The sequence below is a fragment of the Bradyrhizobium acaciae genome, assembly GCF_020889785.1.
In the GTDB taxonomy this organism is placed as follows: domain Bacteria; phylum Pseudomonadota; class Alphaproteobacteria; order Rhizobiales; family Xanthobacteraceae; genus Bradyrhizobium; species Bradyrhizobium acaciae.
The window spans coordinates 1-17075 of sequence record NZ_JACMYK010000006.1 but is presented as its reverse complement, the minus strand read 5'-3'; the positions used below and the strand labels follow the sequence as shown (position 1 = coordinate 17075).

The 17075-nt window shown below is 63.8% G+C and carries 17 protein-coding genes and 1 pseudogene; 9 read left to right on the top strand and 9 right to left on the bottom strand.

Annotated elements, in window-relative coordinates; all coding sequences use genetic code 11:
• Nucleotides 1-216: 216 nt before the first annotated feature.
• Nucleotides 217-771: an Lrp/AsnC family transcriptional regulator gene (locus H8A92_RS04630; protein WP_229194678.1), complete on the bottom strand. Its 555-nt coding sequence runs from the start codon at nt 769-771 to the stop codon at nt 217-219.
• A gap of 166 nt (nt 772-937) precedes the next feature.
• Entirely contained in the window at nt 938-1228 is a 291-nt protein-coding gene (locus H8A92_RS04625) for a hypothetical protein (protein ID WP_229194677.1), read from the bottom strand.
• A gap of 371 nt (nt 1229-1599) precedes the next feature.
• Here H8A92_RS04625 and H8A92_RS04620 point away from each other — a divergent pair, with 371 nt between their 5' ends.
• The 4 genes from H8A92_RS04620 (at nt 1600) to H8A92_RS04605 (ending at nt 5521) form a co-directional block, all read left to right on the top strand.
• On the top strand, nt 1600-2202 hold the full coding sequence (locus H8A92_RS04620) for an ABC transporter permease subunit (RefSeq protein ID WP_229194676.1): 603 nt from the start codon (nt 1600-1602) through the stop codon (nt 2200-2202).
• Nucleotides 2199-2927, top strand: a complete 729-nt coding sequence (locus tag H8A92_RS04615; protein WP_229194675.1) for an ABC transporter ATP-binding protein — start codon at nt 2199-2201, stop codon at nt 2925-2927. Before H8A92_RS04620 ends, H8A92_RS04615 begins: the two co-directional genes overlap by 4 nt.
• A complete protein-coding gene (locus H8A92_RS04610; protein ID WP_338026502.1) occupies nt 2924-4036 on the top strand; it encodes an ABC transporter substrate-binding protein in 1113 nt (370 codons plus the stop codon). The genes H8A92_RS04615 and H8A92_RS04610 overlap by 4 nt, the downstream gene beginning before the upstream one ends.
• A 153-nt stretch (nt 4037-4189) precedes the next feature.
• The gene (locus H8A92_RS04605; protein WP_229194674.1) at nt 4190-5521 is read left to right on the top strand and encodes an LLM class flavin-dependent oxidoreductase; all 1332 of its coding nucleotides are present in this window, start codon (nt 4190-4192) and stop codon (nt 5519-5521) included.
• Nucleotides 5522-5753: 232 nt separating this feature from the next.
• Here H8A92_RS04605 and H8A92_RS04600 read toward each other — a convergent pair whose 3' ends face one another.
• Both H8A92_RS04600 and H8A92_RS04595 read right to left on the bottom strand, forming a co-directional pair.
• Nucleotides 5754-7265 carry a helicase HerA domain-containing protein gene (locus H8A92_RS04600; RefSeq protein WP_229194673.1) on the bottom strand — a complete coding sequence of 504 codons (1512 nt, stop codon included), beginning with the start codon at nt 7263-7265 and terminating at the stop codon, nt 5754-5756.
• Nucleotides 7266-7646: 381 nt separating this feature from the next.
• Nucleotides 7647-8078, bottom strand: coding sequence for a winged helix-turn-helix transcriptional regulator (locus H8A92_RS04595; RefSeq protein ID WP_229194672.1), 432 nt, complete (start codon nt 8076-8078; stop codon nt 7647-7649).
• A gap of 138 nt (nt 8079-8216) precedes the next feature.
• Between H8A92_RS04595 and H8A92_RS04590 the strand changes: the two genes are divergently transcribed.
• From H8A92_RS04590 to H8A92_RS04580, 3 genes are all read left to right on the top strand, one after another.
• Nucleotides 8217-8612, top strand: a complete 396-nt coding sequence (locus tag H8A92_RS04590) for a hypothetical protein (protein ID WP_229194671.1) — start codon at nt 8217-8219, stop codon at nt 8610-8612.
• Between the two features lie 12 nt (nt 8613-8624).
• Nucleotides 8625-10289, top strand: coding sequence for an amidohydrolase (locus tag H8A92_RS04585; RefSeq protein ID WP_229194670.1), 1665 nt, complete (start codon nt 8625-8627; stop codon nt 10287-10289).
• Between the two features lie 206 nt (nt 10290-10495).
• Nucleotides 10496-11785, top strand: coding sequence for an MFS transporter (locus H8A92_RS04580; RefSeq protein WP_229194669.1), 1290 nt, complete (start codon nt 10496-10498; stop codon nt 11783-11785).
• Between the two features lie 27 nt (nt 11786-11812).
• Here H8A92_RS04580 and H8A92_RS04575 read toward each other — a convergent pair whose 3' ends face one another.
• The 3 genes from H8A92_RS04575 to H8A92_RS04565 all read right to left on the bottom strand — a co-directional run bounded on the left by H8A92_RS04575 (nt 11813) and on the right by H8A92_RS04565 (nt 14141).
• Nucleotides 11813-12523, bottom strand: a complete 711-nt coding sequence (locus H8A92_RS04575) for an alanyl-tRNA editing protein (RefSeq protein WP_229194668.1) — start codon at nt 12521-12523, stop codon at nt 11813-11815.
• 50 nt (nt 12524-12573) lie between these two features.
• Complete coding sequence (locus H8A92_RS04570) at nt 12574-13746, bottom strand: OpgC domain-containing protein (RefSeq protein ID WP_229194667.1); 1173 nt, start codon at nt 13744-13746, stop codon at nt 12574-12576.
• Nucleotides 13747-13946: 200 nt separating this feature from the next.
• Nucleotides 13947-14141 carry a hypothetical protein gene (locus tag H8A92_RS04565; RefSeq protein WP_229194666.1) on the bottom strand — a complete coding sequence of 65 codons (195 nt, stop codon included), beginning with the start codon at nt 14139-14141 and terminating at the stop codon, nt 13947-13949.
• 208 nt (nt 14142-14349) lie between these two features.
• On the opposite strand from H8A92_RS04565, the gene H8A92_RS04560 reads away from it, so the two are divergent.
• Nucleotides 14350-15453: an asparaginase gene (locus H8A92_RS04560; RefSeq protein WP_229194665.1), complete on the top strand. Its 1104-nt coding sequence runs from the start codon at nt 14350-14352 to the stop codon at nt 15451-15453.
• Between the two features lie 70 nt (nt 15454-15523).
• On the opposite strand, the gene H8A92_RS04555 is transcribed toward H8A92_RS04560, so the two are convergent.
• Nucleotides 15524-16063: a helix-turn-helix transcriptional regulator gene (locus H8A92_RS04555; protein WP_229194664.1), complete on the bottom strand. Its 540-nt coding sequence runs from the start codon at nt 16061-16063 to the stop codon at nt 15524-15526.
• Nucleotides 16064-16145: 82 nt separating this feature from the next.
• Entirely contained in the window at nt 16146-16682 is a 537-nt protein-coding gene (locus H8A92_RS04550) for a sigma factor-like helix-turn-helix DNA-binding protein (RefSeq protein ID WP_338026501.1), read from the bottom strand.
• Nucleotides 16683-16870: 188 nt separating this feature from the next.
• On the opposite strand from H8A92_RS04550, the pseudogene H8A92_RS04545 reads away from it, so the two are divergent.
• Nucleotides 16871-17075 (top strand): annotated as a pseudogene (locus H8A92_RS04545) (AraC family transcriptional regulator); the annotation flags it as partial.

The following is a 17075-nucleotide window of genomic DNA, read 5'->3' as shown; positions in this document are numbered from 1 at the left end:
CACGAGGGTATCACGCCTTTGCGTCGCTCACCTTCGAATCCCGGCTTCAGTTGCAAGTTTGAAATCGATGAACTGCATTGCGACGTTCTCGAGATGATTCATTTTCTTGGTCAGGCCAATGACGTAAAATGTTCCTCCGGTGTTCACGGGTTCCGTTACTCCGCGCGGTGTCCGCCGCGCTCAAGGCCACCGGTGCCTCTCGTTCGGGTCCGTTCGCTAAACTCTCGTCTCAACGGCTGATCGAGTGGGGAGGTGAGGTGGCTTGGCGAGCTCAAGTCCTGGCACGGGCAGGGCGGTTACCGACTTGATCTTTTCCATCGCGAAACGTGAAGTCACATTCTTCAGTGCAATTGCACCGATCAGCTTCTTGTAGAACAGATCATAGCTCTGCATGTCCGCGACGACCACGCGCAGGACATAGTCGATGTCGCCGGCCATGCGGTAGAACTCGATCACTTCAGGCATCGCGCTGACGATGGACGCAAACCTCATCAGCCACGTGTCGGAGTGATCGTCGCTCTCGACGGACACGAAGACCGACAAACCTAGGCCGATCTTGTTCTGGTCGACGAGGGCGACCTTGCCAGTGATGATCCCCTCCGTCTCCAGGCGCTGCACGCGCTTCCAGCAAGGCGTTGAGGACAGCCCAACGCGTTCACCAATCTCGGCGACCGATAGCGACGCGTCTTCCTGAAGCACCCTCAGTATCTTGCGATCGATCGTATCGAGGCGGCGTGGCGCGACCGCTGGAGGCGTGTGGATGTCGGTCATATGCAGAGAACTTTCAAATGAATGGGTTATGATTGATGCTAGATGAAAGAATATTCTACGCAAGTCGCCAACGTTTTGAATAAAGCTCCAGTCGGAGAAGATCCGTTCTGCAGGTGCGGCTTCTCGTAGTTCGTCTCTGCGGTTGCTGCAGGTCAGGAGACCGTCGTCACGCCGGGCGCCGAGATGCTGCCAGCAAATAGCCGAGCCCAAGCAGCCTTGCGAGTTGCAACGCATAACACAGCGACCTTTCGTTCCATGTGGCCGCTCTCGGCGTTCGAGATGAAACCGCCGAGAAATGCTCGTGGGCGGCAGCGACCGGATTGGGCGGAGATGCGAGCAAGCAGGCCCAGCACAGAAAAATAGTTCTGCAAATGGCGCGGAAAAGTAGAACAGCTTCGATGCAAAGTGCTGAAATATGAATTTCACTGCCGTCGAATTCCGCGTCGGACTTTGCCAAGGTGCCTTAGTCTCAGGACAAGGCGGCACTAGTTCGATTTCATGGCGGATGCGTCACTGCTTTCTGCGCCTGCCGATGCGGCAGCGGCGCGAACACTTGCTCGCAAGGAGAGAGCCCTCCGCGGGGGCGAACCCGTCGTGACGATCGTGGCCGACGTCAGGCACAGCGCGGACATGTCGGCAGCGTCGGCTTCGCGAGGCGTGCCGTGGCGTTCGTTGTTGCTGCCTTGGCTACCGCCCCTTGCGGTGCTCGCCATCTGGCATGCCCTGTCGGTTAGTGGGGTCGTATCGACAGCGATCGTGCCGGCACCAGCGGATATTTGGAACGCTGCCCGTCAGCTCGCCGAGCGTGGTGAATTGCAGCATGATATCTTGATCAGCCTCCGTCGTGTCGCAATCGGCTTCGGGATTGGCGCCACCGCCGGCCTCATCGTTGGCTTGCTCGTCGGGTTGTTCGTGACGGTTCGCGACCTGCTCGACCGCTCGCTGCAGATGATCCGAACCATTCCGCATCTGGCGCTGGTGCCGCTCATGATCCTCTGGTTCGGTATCGGAGAGGAGCCGCGGTTGATCCTGGTCGCGATGGGATCGTTCTTCCCCGTCTACATCAATACTGTCGGCGGCATTCGCAACGTCGATCCCAAGCTGGTCGAGCTCGGCAGGTCCTACGGTCTCGGACCTGTGGAGCTGGTGTGGTCCATCATCCTGCCGGCGGCGCTGCAGCCTATCCTGGTCGGCATCCGCTATGCGCTTGGCGTCGCCTGGCTGACCCTGGTCGTCGGCGAGACGATCGCATCGCGGGACGGCATCGGGTACCTCGTGCAAAATGCCCGCGAGCTGTTGCGCATCGACATCATCATGTTGGCGATCATCCTCTATGCGATCGCAGGCTGGCTATCCGATTTTATCACGCGGCTGATCGAACGGCGCCTGTTGCGCTGGCATCCGAACTATACCGATCGGGGGAAGGCATGAGCGGCGCGGAGGTCAGCTTGCGCTCCGTCAGCAAGTCGTTTGCCGGCCGTTCAGTCCTGCAAAAGGTCGACCTTGACATCGCAGCGGGCCAGTTCGTCTCGATCATCGGCCCGAGTGGTGCCGGCAAGTCAACGTTGCTGCGCCTCGTTGCGGGCCTCGAGACACCTTCCGGCGGTCGTATCGAACTGCGCGCGACCGGCCGCACTGCGGACGTACGGCTGATGTTCCAGGAGGATCGCCTGCTGCCGTGGCGGACTGTGCTCGGCAATGTCCAACTGGGCCTCAACGGCCGGGACCGCGAGGCCTTTGACATCCTTCGCGCCGTGGGTTTGCGGGGGCGCGAGAACGAGTTCCCGATCGGACTTTCCGGCGGGCAGCGGCAGCGGGTGGCGCTGGCGCGGGCGCTCATTCATGAACCGGATCTCCTCCTGCTCGACGAGCCCTTCGGCGCGCTCGACGCCATCACCCGCGCGGCGATGCAATTGCTACTGGAGCAACTGCTCGCCGCGCGCCCCCGGACCGTCGTGTTGGTCACGCACGATGTCGAGGAGGCGCTGCTGCTTTCCGATCGCGTACTCCTGGTCAAGGACGGCGGCATTGCGCGGGACCTCGTGTTCGATCGGCCACGTCCGAGGCATCGTGGCGAGCCGGCCCTGGCTGCTCTGAAGGAAGAGTTACTCGACGGTCTGTTGACGGCGGAAGGCAATATTCCGGCGGTCGCATGACGCATCGAAAGGATGACCGAATGACTTCGAAAGGCTCAGTTGGCATGCGCCGTCGTACCGTTTCGCGCCGAACATTCCTGGCCTCGGCCGCGGTAACGGTCGCAGCAGCGACGGTCGGCGCGCGTGGCATGTCGTTTGCGGGCGCCGCAGAATCGGTTCCACCACAATTGACTGTGGCTGTCATTGGCGACGGCCGCACCGGTGTCTGGGCCTCGCTGCGGGCCGGCGCCGGCGGCCGAAACCTTGAGCGGGAACTTGGCACCAGGATCATCTGGCAACCGGGATTCACGGCTTCGCTTCCCGTCATGGAGGCGGTGAAGGCAGGTTCGGTCGACTTCACATTCGCAACCGCGACCGCCGTCGTGAACGCCGTACCCGCGCGCGTGCCGATCGTGCCGCTGGCCGCTTATCCGCTGCCCGTCGACGAGGTCGATTTTCTCGTGCAGGCCAGCTCGGCGATCAGGTCCGCGGCCGATCTGAAGGGCAAGAAGATTGCCCATCAGAACGGGACGACCGGCACCTATAGTTTGATCAAGTATCTGGAGACTGCCGGGCTCCGACTATCCGACGTGCAGGCCGTAAGCCTGAGCGGGGCGGACGCGTTCACAGCGTTTGCGCAAGGGAGCATCGACGGCTGGATTCACTGGCAGCCCGCGACGGCGCTCGCACTGACGAAGCTTGGCGACAAGGCGCGCTTGTTGCCGGACGTCAAAACCTACGACTATGCATTCTATGTGGCGCGCAGCGAGGTCGCGGTGAAGTATCCGCAAGTCTTCGCGAAGTTCGTGAAGTTCATCCGCGAGACGCAGGCCTATATTTTCGCGCACCCGGCAGAATCGGTTGCACTATGGGCGTCCCAAGGCGGTTTTCCACCTGATGGCGCCGAGCAGGCCGTGTACGAGAAGCTGATCCGCGACGCCAGACTTTCCGAGTCCACGGCTGTCGCATTGAGGCCGATCGATGAAGCAGCCGCCGCATCGACGCAGGATCTCGCGGATAATTTCCACGCTTTGGGCGTCCTGCCGAACAAGGTTGGCGTGCGATCGTTCCTGCTCGGCGCACAATTCGACGCAGCAAAGAGGGCGGTTGCCCTGGAGCTTGGCGCATAGGCCACTCGTCGCGGCAATCAGCAACACAGAGAAATCATCATGAGCGCCCAAATCGGTGAGACGGTTTCGATCACATCGCCGGCTTCACATCCGATCTACAACACGCTCAAGCGCGGCGGACCCGTCGTAATCTCCTGGACCGTGAGCTGATCGATGGCTGCCAAGAAACTTCATCTCGCCGCATTCGTCTCCGCCGGCCCGGTCTCGGGAAGTCACGGCGGATGGCGACACCCTAAAGCGGACGGCGACCTCCTGTCGGCCCGGTACTATCAGAACATTGGCCGGCTGCTGGAGGAGGGGCGCTTCGATCTGCTCTTCATTGCCGACATTGTCGCGATTCCGGATACGCTCGGTGGCAGCCTGGACAGCCAGCTCCGCTATGGGGCCTTGGGTGCCCTGCGGCTCGATCCGCTGGTGGTGTTATCGGTCATCGCGGGAGCGACCAGGCACCTCGGGCTTGGCGCGACGATTTCCACGACCTACACGCAGCCGTACGGTCTGGCCCGTGCACTGGCGACCCTCGATCATATCAGCGGCGGCCGAGCGGCATGGAACATCGTCACGTCATTCCAGGAAGCGGAGGCGCGTAACTTCGGGTTGACCGAGCAGCTCTCGCGCGACGAACGCTACGACCGTGCTGACGAATTTCTCGAAGTCACGACCAAGCTATGGAATTCCTGGCAGGATGACGCTCTGGTGCGCGATCGCGAGGCGCCGCTGTTTGCCGATCCGGCCAAGGTCCGGGCGATCAATCATGTCGGCAAATGGTTCAATGTTCGCGGTCCTCTCAATGTCAGTCGCCCACCGCAAGGCCGTCCGGTCTTCATCCAGGCTGGTGCCTCGGCACGTGGCCGCGACTTCGCCGCGCGCTGGGCCGAGATCGTTTTCGTGACCCCCGGGTTGATCGACGTCGCCGTCGAATTTCGCAACGACCTGCGCGCGCGTGCGGTGCGGTTCGGCCGCGACCCGGATACGCTCAAGGTATTGCCCGGCGTCGTGCCGGTAATTGCAGACACCGAGAGCCATGCCAAGGCGCTGCACGATGAACTCTATGGTCTTTCCCATCCCGAGGCCGGGCTCTCGACACTGTCTTATCACCTCGGTGTCGATCTCTCGCTGTTTCCGCAGGACCAGGTCCTGCCCGAAAATCTCAATGTCCCCGGCGTCGAGGGCCATTATCGCGAGGTTTCCGAGCTGACCCGTCGCTCCGGTCTCAGCCTGGCCGAACTGGGGCAGCGTTACGGCGCGGGGCGTACTACCAGCGGCTTCACCGGAACGCCCGGCTCGGTCGCCGACCGCATGCAGGAATGGTTTGAAGCCGGCGCCTGCGACGGCTTTATGCTGCAGATTCCTTATCTCCCTGGCGGGGTAGAGGACGTGGTGCATCAACTGGTGCCGGAGCTGCAGCGCCGTGGTCTCTTCAGAACAGAGTATGGCGGCACGACGCTGCGCGACTCGCTTGGATTGGTTCGGCCGCCGAACTGACTCAGGCGCGCGGATTGACGGTCGGTCGTCGTTTTTCTTCTATGACAGCAAAGCAATTGTTGTGTAGATTCAATTCGTTGCCGTGATGGAAAATCGTCTAAATGGCGACCGTCAGTGAATGTCGGTATCGGTGGTTGCGCCTCCCCGCAACCAAATCTCTCGACCGGCAGAGATGAAAAGCCCGCCTTACGGCGGGCTTTTCATGCTCGGATTCTTGCTGCTCAATCCCGGATCACAGTGACGAGCTGCCGGCTGCTTCCGCCGACACATCGTCGGCATTCGGATCCGCGGCGGCCGTGGCCCAGGCGAGTTCGACGAGGGTCACGGTCCTGCGGCCGGTGCCGTCGAGCTGGCAGACGATCAGGCCTTGTTCCTCGATGTAGGTCAGAAGGTGCCGCGCGCGGCGCAGCGAGTGCGTGCCGTAGGCGCGGGCGATCGCTGCATCGCTCGGGCAGGGCCAGCCTTCCTTCGCCGCGCGGGCGATCATCATGAAGACGCCTTGCATGTCCTCGGGCAGCAGGGCCGCACGCAGCGAGACGTCCTGCCACACGTCGTCCTCGGCCATGTCGGTGCCGAGCCCGGCGCGGGCGCGCGTCAGCATGCGGCGGAAATCGGTCAGCTCGGGCACCACGGCGCCGAGTCCCTCGATGCGGCAGCGGACCACGAACTCCTGATAGAGCACGCCGATGGCGCGGAAGCCCGCGTCGGGCTCGGCGAGGATGGCGCGCAGGATGCGATCCAGCCGCTCACGCCGCTCGGCCAGTTGCTCGGCGCTCGGCGGCGGCTCCGCGGTTTCAGGCTCCGCCTCCGGTGCTGGTGACTTGGCGGCCATCAATTGGCTGAGCAGGTCCGGCGCCGGCGCGCGGCGCGGCGGCCGCACGGTTTCGGGCGGCGGAGCTGCGAGGATGATGGCGCGTGCGTCCTCCAGGGCCGCTTCGGGCAGCGGCATCAGCCGCGGCGCCGCGTTGCGCGGCTGCGTGTCCGTTGGACCGATGCGCAAGCCCAGCGGGCGGCGCGAGAGCGCGGGCCCCAGCGCCATGAATTGTCCGCGCTCGAGGTCGCGGAAGGCTTCCGCCTGGCGCCGCTCCATGCCGAGCAGGTCGGCGGCGCGCGCCATGTCGATATCGAGGAAGGTCCGGCCCATCAGGAAGTTCGACGCTTCGGCCGCGACATTCTTGGCGAGCTTCGCCAGCCGCTGGGTTGCGATGATTCCCGCAAGGCCGCGCTTGCGGCCACGGCACATCAGATTGGTCATCGCGCCGAGCGAGAGCTTGCGCGCCTCGTCGGTGACCTCGCCTGCAACGGCCGGTGCGAACAGCTGCGCCTCGTCCACCACCACCAGCATCGGGTACCAGTGGTCGCGCGGGACCTCGAACATTCCGCCGAGGAAAGCCGCGGCCCGCCGCATCTGGTTCTCGGCGTCGAGCCCTTCGAGATTGAGCACCGTGGAAACGCGGTGGATGCGCACGCGCTCGCCGGCGACCTGCAAACTGCGCTCGGTATGGTCCTCGGCATCGATCACGAGGTGACCGAATCGCTCGGCGAGGGTCACGAAGTCACCCTCGGGATCGATGATGGTCTGCTGGACCCACGGGGCGCTCTGTTCCAGGAGCCGGCGCAGCAGATGCGATTTGCCGGAACCCGAATTGCCCTGCACCAGGAGGCGCGTGGCCAATAGCTCCTCGAGGTCGATGGCCGCCGAAGTGCCGGACGTCGTTTGTCCCATCTCGATCGCTACGGTCATGCCCCGACTCAAATCATCCTTGCGGAGACGCGGCTTAACAAGCCGATCGCGCCCCGTCGAGCGGACCGCGGCACGATCCCCAGGCGCGACCGGACTTAACCGGTGGCACTAGTCGTCCGGCGAGATGGCGGTTGATCGAGCCACCACAGCGTGTCTGATTCGCCTGCCAATCCGGTGAGGATTCTTTTCGCGTCAATTTCGGTTCAGATGCGCGATCCGGCCAGTTCGGATCCACTCCACATTCAATCAGTCCGTCGAACTCGAGACCTGAGTTCAATTATGACACATTCATTCCTGGCGCCGGTCCGACGGATTGCCGTTGCACGGTGGCTGCGGCGTACACCCGGCACGGGAATCGGTGAGCAAACCGGTCGAACGCAATTATCGTTGCACGTTCTGCGCGGACGGGTGCCCCGAGGTCCGGTAGGTCTCGTCACCGTCGCTGTGCTGAGCGCTTCGCCGCGGCTCGGGTGGCCGCCACGCAACGCCCTGTTCGGCGAGCAGATTGTTTCCCCACTCGGCCAGCGGGGTCAGCAGCGCAACAAGCTCGAATCCTCTGTCCGTCAGCGCGTAGATCGATCGTTCGGATGAAATCTTGCGCTGACGGACCGCGCCGTCGGCGATCATGTCCCGCAGCAGGCTGGACAAGACTTGCTGGCGAACGCCCACGATCGAGTTGCGCAATTCGCCGAAGCTGAGTTCGTCCAGCGAAAGCAGATGAAGCACCCGGACCTTCCACTTGCCCGAGACGATCTTGAGGACCGCCTCGACGGGGCACGGATCCGGGGCAGGGCGCTTGCGATGGTAGGCCATGGTTTCCTCGGTCAGAAATTAATGTGTCTGGCTGGTCCATGATTGATGTGGGACCGTGAACGGCGCGAGCGACGTAACCAGCCCGCCGCCAGGAATATCTCGCAGGAATATCTCGCAGGGTCCTTCATGGGTGACTCGATGAACGGTCGGATTCTCGGACTGCTTCTTTGGGCCGGCGTGGCCTACTTCTGCTGCATGGCGATGGCGCACTTCTTCGGGATCAAGGCGCCGATCCTGTTCGTCTACTACGATACACCCTATTACGCCTATCAGGACAAGATCATCTCGTTCGCGGTGGTGGCCTATATCTGCCTGTTTGCCTCCGCCGCGCGTTCGGGCGAGGTCGTCTTCGCCTTGGTCGCGATCTGGGTCACGGTTCTCGGTCTGTGCGCCGTCAATCTTTCCGACGCGCTGCAAGGCGTTCTCACCGGCAAGTCCACCCTGCCTTACTGGCTGCAGACCGCCGCAATCGCGGCCTACGCTCTCGGCCTCACTATTTTATCGCGTCGGCCGCGAATCTTGTCGGCGCACTGAGGGCCAAGCACGATGATGCGGCCGGAATTGATCTTCCATCATGGAAAAGTGTTCACGGCGGATGCCGCTGCGAGCCGCGCCGAGGCGATTGCGGTGGCCGGCGGCATGATCGTTGCCGTCGGTCACGATCTCGACGTCAAAAGCCTGGCCGGTCCCGGAACCAGGATGGTGGACCTCGGCGGCGGCATGCTGTTGCCCGGTATCGTCGACGTGCACAACCACCATCTCCGTGGCGGGCAAGCCGACCTCTATGAATTGAAACTCCTGCCGACGATGTCGTTCGATGCGGTGCTCGCAGCTGTGCGCGCGCGATGCGCGACGACGAAACCGGGCGAGTGGGTCTTTGGCGGCATCTGGGGAAGTCAACTGGTCGAAATGATCGGCCGTGCAAGTTCGCTGGCGGCGCTCGATGCCGTTTCCGGAGCGCATCCGGTGATGCTGCGCGACGACAGCCAGCACAACCGGTGGGTCAATTCTCGCGCGTTGGAGCTGATCGGGATCGATGCCGGCACCCCCGATCCCCAGGACGGTCAAATCCTGCGCGATGTTGAGACCGGGGCGGCGACCGGGCTGTTGCTGGAGCGAGCCTCGGGGCTCGCCGAGCAGGCGGTCGAGCGAAGCATCCCGGATCTTGCGGAGCGCAACAAGGCTTCATGCCGCCGCGCGGTTGAGATTCTCAATGGCTTCGGCGTCACCGCCTTTCAGGATGCGACGACGACGCTCCCGTTCCTGGAGGCGCTGGCCGCGCTCGATCGCGCGAATGAGCTCAATGGCTGGTGCGTCGCCTCGCTGCCCGCGCAGCGGACCCTGTCGGGCGCCGATCTCGTCGGCGACGCGCTGATCGTGCGCCGCGAGACCTATCGCACCCGCCACGTCCGCCCCGATTTCATCAAGCTGTTCATGGACGGGGTGCCGACGACGCGTACCGCCGCCATGCTCACGCCATACCGCGCCACGCGTCTGCAAGGCTGCTGCTTTTGCGGCGATCCCTTGATCTCGATTCCTGATCTGGTGCGGTGGATCGCAAAGGCCGAGAAACATCGGATGCGGGTCAAGGTGCATTGCACCGGCGATGCCGCGGTTCGCGATACGCTCGACGCCATCGACATCGTGCGCAGCTTCAACGGACCCGGAAACGGCGTCGGTGCTACTCACCAGATCGCGCATGCGGGCTTCGTTGCGCCCGCCGATATCCCGCGCTTCCGCGCGCTCGATGTCGCCGCCGACGTGTCGCCGATCATCTGGTATCCCAGCCCGATCCAGGAGGCCATCCGCGCGGCGATCCCGGAGGATCGCGCCGACTGCTATTGGCCGCTTCGCGATTTCCACGCCGCCGGCGCGTTGATGGCGGCCGGATCGGACTGGCCGGTTGTGGCCAATCCGGACCCCTGGCTCGGGATCGAAGGGATGATTACGCGCCGCAATCCGCGGGGCGGATATGAAGGCGCGCTTTGGCCGGAGCAGGCCCTCGATCTCGAGACGGTGCTGCGCATCTACACCGTCAACGCGGCGCAGGCGATGGGCTTGTCCGATCTCACCGGATCGATCGAAGCGGGAAAGTCGGCAGATTTCATCCTGGTCGATCGCGACTTGTTAGCGACCGCGCCGGAGCGTCTATCGCAGACCAAGGTGCTTTCGACTTGGTTCGAGGGTCGTCAGGTTCACGAGGCCGGATGAATACTTGCGCCTGGACGGCCCGAAGGTGCCTCTTGGAAGACGATATGTCTTTACCGACCTTCGGGATTGCCGCCTGAGAAATTCCAGCCACCGTTCCTGAACGGCGCCGCCATTCTCATGCCGGATACCTCCATCCCGTTTGCCGGAGATGTCCCCTCGCGCAAACCTCGTCATAGTCCGCGCACAAAAGAAACATGCGAGGAAACATGACTGAGAGCACCGTTGATGCCGTAGCGCCGTCGGTTGCGGCGCCTGCTGCGGTGTCGCCGCGGAAAGTGTTCTGGGCGACCTGGTTCGGCTGGATGCTCGATGGCTTCGATTCCTCGATGTACGGCTACATCCTGGTCAGCGCGCTCGGCGAACTGTTGCCCGCCAGCGGCATCGAGCCGAGCAAGGCCAATATCGGCATCTATGGCGGCCTGCTGTTCTCGATCTTCATGCTCGGTTGGGCGTGCTCGATGGTCTGGGGCTGGGCCGCCGACCGTTACGGGCGGGTCCGGATCATGTGCTGGACGGTGCTGGTCTACTCGCTGTTCACCGCGTTGTGCGGGCTTGCGACCGGGATCGTGATGTTTGCCTTGTTTCGCTTTGTTGCCGGCTTCGGCATTGGTGGCGAATGGGCCGCAGGCACGCCGCTGCTGCAGGAATCCGTGCCCGAGAACACGCGGGTGCGGCTCGCCGGATGGCTGCACACGGCAACCCCGACCGGGCTGTTCCTCGCCGCCGCCGTCACGCTTGCGATCGGCAGCACGCTCGGCTGGCGCGGCATGTTCCTGCTCGGCATTCTGCCGGCACTCCTGATTGCGTATCTGCGCAGCAACATTCCCGAGCCCGAGCGCGGCCCCCAGCACGAGCAGCCTTCGGTCTCGGCATTGTTTGCCGGCGATCAGGCGCGCACCACCTGGGCCGCTGCGCTGATGATGGCCTGCATCATCTTCGGCCTGTGGTCGTCGAATTTCTGGGCGCCCACCGTGATTGCGACCAAGCTGGTCGCGGCCGGCGCGACGCCGGCGCATGCGCAGGAGATGGGCGCGGTGGCCGGCCTGATCACCAATGTCGGCACGCTGATCGGCTGCCTCCTTGTGCCATCGCTCACCACTTGGCTCGGCAGCCGGCGCCGCACCGCGGTGCTGTTCTTCATCGGCGGGCTGATCTCCGTCGTGGTCTGCTACGAAGTCGCGATCGAATGGCTCGATAATCTGGTGCTGTTCATGGTGCTGCTGCCGGTGCTCGGCTTCTTCACCAATGGCGTGTTCGGCCTGTTCACGATCTGGCTGCCGGAGATGTTTCCGTCGGCGCTGCGCGGGACTGGCTCCGGCTTCGCCTTCAGCATGGGCCGCGTGCTCGGCGCGGCCGGCCCGTCGCTGATCGGTGCGCTCGCCGCCCGCACCGGGAGCTTTCCGCTGGCGATCTCGATGCTGTCGCTGATCTATGTGATCGGCCTGCCGCTGATCAAGCTGGCACCGGAGACCGCAGGAAAGCCGCTCGCGAAGTAGCGAGCGCTCACGGCTTGCGAGGGTCGGTCAGATCGCGACCTTGATCCTGCGGTTCTGGCGGCCCTTGTTGTCGATCTTGACGATCCGCGCGGGGCGGGACTGCCCGGTCGACATCAGATGGGTGCCGCCGCAGGCCTGCCGGTCGAGACCGAGGATCTCGACGATCCGGACGAGGCCGTCCTCGCCGACCGGCGGAGCGACCGCCTTGCTGCGAAACAATCCGGGAATGGCTTGCGCCTCGGCGTGCGGCATGAAGGCGGCACTCACCGCAAGGTCCTGCCGGATGATGTCGTTCAGCGGCGCCTCGAGCGCCTGCAGTGCCTCATTGTCGGCGCCGGGCAGATCGAAATCGACGCGGAAGGTGCCGTCGGCATTGAGTTGCGCGCCGGTCAGCAGCGCGCCGCCGAACTGCGTATAAACCAGCGCGTTGATGACATGGGCGAGCGTGTGCAGTTCGCACATCATCGCACGAAACGTCGGCTCGACTTCGAGCATGACCTTGCCGGAGATCAGGCTGTTGCCCGGGACCATGTGCCAGAGGCCGCGCGCGTCACGCTCGAGTCCGGTCACCGGCAGCTCGCCGCCGGACCATTTCAGAGTACCACGGTCGGCAAGCTGGCCGCCGCCGCCCGGAAAGAACGGCGAGCGTTCGAGCAGAATAGCTCCGGGCCGCGCGTCGAGCACGTCGGTTTCGAGCTGAAGGATGTCGGGATGGTCATGAGTGAGGGCGCGGGACATCCCAACACTCTAGCGCATGCGCATCACTGTTGACCATCTACGCCGGCCGGCTATTCCGCCGGCCGTGCGACCACCGGCGCTTCCGCAGTCACGGGTTTCTTTGCGGGCGCCTTGTCGACCTTCTTCGACCAGGAGCGGTAATAGGCGAGCACCGTCATCAGCACGATGCCGATCACGCTGACCACGATCTGCATCCAGAGGCTGCCCGAAACCTCGACCAGCACCACATGCGCGACCACGGCGAGGAAGACGCCCGAGCAGAACACCTCGAGCGACTGTTGGCCGCATTTGATGATCGGCTGGAACACCGGCCATTCATATCCGGGCCATTCGCGCGGCAGGAAGCGCGTGACGAAGAAGGCCAGCACCACGAAGTGCAGCACGCGATAGGGTGCGAGGTTGGTCTTGTCGTTCGGATTGAAGGCATTATAGAGCCAGGGCGGCATCGCCTGACCCAGCTCCGCGAAGCGACCCGCCAGCGTCATCACCAGCGCGAACAACAGATAGGCGCCGCCGAGCCAAAGGAAGGTGCGCGAGCGGATGAAGTTGATCGACTCGCCTGCACCGCCGAGCGCGAACCAGCCGCCGAACACGAACAGGAACTGCCAGCAGAACGGATTGAAGTACCATGTGCCGGATGGATAGGCCGGCAGGTTCCAGCCGAAATGGCGTGCCGCCAGATACAGCAGGAACGAGGCCAGCAGCGTCAGATTGAGCTTCCGCAACATCGCCCACAGCACCAGCGGATAGACCAGCATCAGCGCGATGTAGAGCGGCAGCACGTCCATGTTGACCGGCTTGAACGCCAGGATCAGGCCCTGATAGAGCGTCTCCGCCGGGTTCTGCATGAAGCCCGCGACGTTGAACTCGTTCTGCAGATTGGGATCGTGGTAGCGCTGGGAGAGGTAGCCGATCTCGGCGATGTAGATCACGAACAGCAGGACATGCGCGACATAGATCTGCCAGGCCCGCTTGATCAGGCGGGTGGCGCCGATCACGGTGCCGCGCTCGAGCATCATGCGCGCATAGACGAAGGATGCGGTGTAGCCGGAGATGAACACGAACAGGTCGGCCGCGTCGCTGAAGCCGAAATTCTTCTGCGTGATCCAGTTCACCGCGTTGTTCGGGATGTGGTCGAGATAGATCGCCCAATTGGCGAAGCCGCGCAGCAGGTCGAGCCGATAGTCGCGGCCACGCGGCGGCAGAACAGCCTTGACGTCCATCGGTTCGCTCCCATCCCCAGTGCCCGCGACTTCGGCCGCGGGGCGCCCACCACGTCATACTAGAACATGATTTCGACGGCCGTGTATCGGTTTCTGAGAAGGATCGTCTCAACAGCCGTCCAGACAACGCCGGATTTGGATCAAATCGTTCCGGCGGCGGGCCAGGCTTGGCACGGCTATGCCGTGTGCGTGCCGGCGGGCTAACGCTGAACAAATCCGTTGTGCAGCGTGGTGAACAGCGCCTCGCCCGTTTTCACCAGATGGTATTTGCGCCCGTCGAGCAGCCGGACCGCGGTAAGGTGGCACATCCCGCCCATCATCAGCGACATCGCGGTGTAAGGATCGAGATTGCGGCGATAGGTGCCGGCGCGGCTCGCCTGCCTGATCAGCTGCACCTAGCGCAGCGCGTATTTGTCGACGGCCTTCTTGATCCGCGGCTCGGCGGCAAGCACGCTCGGGCGGTACTCGATGGATGAGGCTGCGCCCTCGGTACCGGAAGGGAAGCCGGAATTTCAGCGGCGATGTTTTCCGCCGCAAGTTTGTCCATTTCTTGCGCGATAAAACTACGAGTTGTGAGTAGATTGTTTGTCACTGGGGGAAGAAATGGCGCCGTATTCGCTTCGATCCACCCGTTCCGCACGCACGATCGTCGGCCTGGTCGCGGCCCTCATGTTCGGGCTTGCCTCACCAGGCATCGCACAGCAGGCGCCCGCCGCTACCTCGCTGGCGAGGGTGCTTGTGCTCGGCACCGGCGGTACCATCGCAGGCCAGGCCAACGCACGCGCCGGCAACGCCTATGATTCAGGCAAGGTCAGCGCGGCGAACCTGATTGCGGCCATTCCGGGCATCGACAAGCTCGCCCAGATCTCGGCCGAGCAGATTTCGTCGATCGGCTCGCAGGACATGAACGACAAGGTCTGGTTCGACCTCGTCAAGCGCATCCGCGCGGCTATCGACAACAAGGAGGTTGACGGCGTCGTCATCACGCACGGCACCGACACGATGGAGGAGACGGCGTTCTTCCTGCAGAACGTGCTCGACACCGACATGCCGGTCGTGCTGGTCGGATCGATGCGGCCCTCGACCGCGATCGGCGCCGATGGTCCGGCCAATCTTTACGATGCGATGCGGGTCGCCTCGGCGCCGGAATCCCGCGGCCGCGGTGTGCTCGTGGTGCTCAACGACACCATCCATGCGGCGCGCTGGGTGCAGAAGACCAATACCACCAGCGTCCAGACGTTCCGCTCGCCCGATGCCGGGCCGATCGGTTACGTCGACACCGGTTCGCTGCGCTTCCTGCAGCCGGCGGCACCGGTGAAAGCCGCCAAGCTGAAGCTGCCGGATGCGCCGCCCTTGCCGCGGGTCGACATCATCTATTCGCACGCCAACATGGACGCCGCGGAGGTCGAGGATGCGGTCAAGCGCGGCGCCAAGGGCATCGTGCTGGCCGGCGTCGGCGACGGCAATTCATCTAAGGGCGCGATCGATGCGCTGGCGGCCGCGGCGAAACAGGGCGTCGTGGTGGTGCGCTCGACCCGCGTCGGCTCGGGTTACGTGAACCGCAACGTCGAGGTCGAGGACGACAAGCTCGGCTTTGCGGTCTCGCTCGATCTCAATCCGCAGAAGGCCCGCGTGCTGCTCGAGCTCCTGATCGCCAACGGCATCATCGATCCCAAGGCGGTGCAACAGGCGTTCGCCCAGCCGTGATCGTGCGATGGGAAGATCATCGAACAACGAACCGAAGCGCGGTGACGATTCAACCGAATCTCATCGCGCTTTAGTTTTGACGAGCCGCCTCGATCTCGCGCGCCAACCCGTCAAAGACGCGCGTGCGATATTCGCCCGGCGATTCACCGAACCAGCGATGCGTGGCCCGAAAGAAGGTGCTCTGATCGGCGTAGCCGAGGAGATAGGCGATCTCGGGGATCGTCACCCGCGGATCGGCCAGATGGTGCTGGGCCAGTTCGCGACGGGTGTCGTCGACCAGCTCGGTGAACGAGATGCCCTCGCTGGTGAGACGGCGTTGAAACGTATGGTCGCCCATCTTGAGTTCGTCGGCGATCGCCGAGCGTAGCGGTGTGCCGTCGGGCAGCCGGCGGGCAATCGCTTGCCGCGCCCGATGCGTCGTTCCCGTGCGGCTTTCAAACTTCCGGATCGCCTGTCCGGCGATCCGGTCGTGCAGCTCAGCGAGTTCGGGGATACCGGTCGGAAGCTTGCATGCAAGATCCTCGTTCGATACCAGAAAGCCGTTGAAGCCGGCGTCGAACGTGAGGGGCGCCATGAAGGCCTCGTTGTAGGCCGCGAGCGACGTCGGCACCGGATAGCTGAACGCGGCGCCTGCATCAGTCTGTTTCTCCGAGGCACGACCGCGGAAACGGACTCGAGCAGGGCGTAGATGGCTACCCAAGGACCGTCGGCTTCGTCCTGCCTGCGGGCGGCGCCTTGTTCGCGGCGCGGCGCGCCGCGAGCAGCAGGCCGCGGGCGTCCGCGATCCGCGACATCACGGTTGTGACCGGAACGCCGGTGACCTCGGCGATCTCCTTGTAGGAGAGGTCGATCACGTCGCGCAGGGCGATGACCTCGCCGAGCGGCGCGGGCAGCTCGCCGATGAGTTGCCGGATTGTCGGGGCGTCGCAATGCTCGGTCGTTGCGTTGTAATCGGTACTGTTCGTCGGTGTAGCGCGGCGGCCGGGCATCTCGCCACGTCTTTTCCGGCAGACGGCTCTGAGAATCGCGAGCAGCCAACACCTGACGGCCGGACCGCGAACGCCGTCGAATTGCCGCAGCGCGCGCAGATAGCAGTCCTGCACGGCTTGTTCGGCGTCCACCTCGGTTCGCATCAGGATTTGGGCGAGAGCATAGGCATCGTCGAGCCACGGCAGGGCCGCGTCACGAAACTGCTGCACCGTTTTATTCCCGGCTTTGGCGTTTCGCATCATAGGGTTGCATCTCGTGAATAGCTTTACCAGCAATCGGCGGAGTGGTATCAGGCTCCCCACCGGAGTCGTGGACCGTCGCGCCAAGCGTAGGGACAGGAACGACACGCGCACGACACATGCGCATATCGGGCGGCAGGTGATCGATCGTGGCAGCGTTGTGGTCGATCGGGCGTTCGGAGCGGATCATGTCCGAGACACAGGTGCCCAACCGTTTCTCGATCTTCCATCGCGGGCTGGCGAAAGGGCCGGCCTATGAGGCGTGGCGCGAAGGCATTTGCCGTGGCTTCTGCCGGCTCGACGTCGGACCGACCGACGACAACCGCATCGATTGCCACAACGAATTCACGCTGCTGCATACGGTCGCGATCGCGACGCCGCGCGGCGGCTCGG

What these genes read in the sequence shown, in the direction of transcription:
- H8A92_RS04610 (WP_338026502.1), top strand. Translation starts at nt 2,924, where the DNA reads ATGACGCATCGAAAGGATGACCGAATGACTTCGAAAGGCTCAGTTGGC.
- H8A92_RS04575 (WP_229194668.1), bottom strand. Translation starts at nt 12,523, where the DNA reads ATGTCCCGCGCCCTCACTCATGACCATCCCGACATCCTTCAGCTCGAA.
- H8A92_RS04590 (WP_229194671.1), top strand. Translation starts at nt 8,217, where the DNA reads ATGAACGGTCGGATTCTCGGACTGCTTCTTTGGGCCGGCGTGGCCTAC.
- H8A92_RS04605 (WP_229194674.1), top strand. Translation starts at nt 4,190, where the DNA reads ATGGCTGCCAAGAAACTTCATCTCGCCGCATTCGTCTCCGCCGGCCCG.
- H8A92_RS04570 (WP_229194667.1), bottom strand. Translation starts at nt 13,746, where the DNA reads ATGGACGTCAAGGCTGTTCTGCCGCCGCGTGGCCGCGACTATCGGCTC.
- H8A92_RS04580 (WP_229194669.1), top strand. Translation starts at nt 10,496, where the DNA reads ATGACTGAGAGCACCGTTGATGCCGTAGCGCCGTCGGTTGCGGCGCCT.
- H8A92_RS04615 (WP_229194675.1), top strand. Translation starts at nt 2,199, where the DNA reads ATGAGCGGCGCGGAGGTCAGCTTGCGCTCCGTCAGCAAGTCGTTTGCC.
- H8A92_RS04630 (WP_229194678.1), bottom strand. Translation starts at nt 771, where the DNA reads ATGACCGACATCCACACGCCTCCAGCGGTCGCGCCACGCCGCCTCGAT.
- H8A92_RS04550 (WP_338026501.1), bottom strand. Translation starts at nt 16,682, where the DNA reads ATGCGAAACGCCAAAGCCGGGAATAAAACGGTGCAGCAGTTTCGTGAC.
- H8A92_RS04595 (WP_229194672.1), bottom strand. Translation starts at nt 8,078, where the DNA reads ATGGCCTACCATCGCAAGCGCCCTGCCCCGGATCCGTGCCCCGTCGAG.
- H8A92_RS04600 (WP_229194673.1), bottom strand. Translation starts at nt 7,265, where the DNA reads ATGACCGTAGCGATCGAGATGGGACAAACGACGTCCGGCACTTCGGCG.
- H8A92_RS04585 (WP_229194670.1), top strand. Translation starts at nt 8,625, where the DNA reads ATGATGCGGCCGGAATTGATCTTCCATCATGGAAAAGTGTTCACGGCG.
- H8A92_RS04560 (WP_229194665.1), top strand. Translation starts at nt 14,350, where the DNA reads ATGGCGCCGTATTCGCTTCGATCCACCCGTTCCGCACGCACGATCGTC.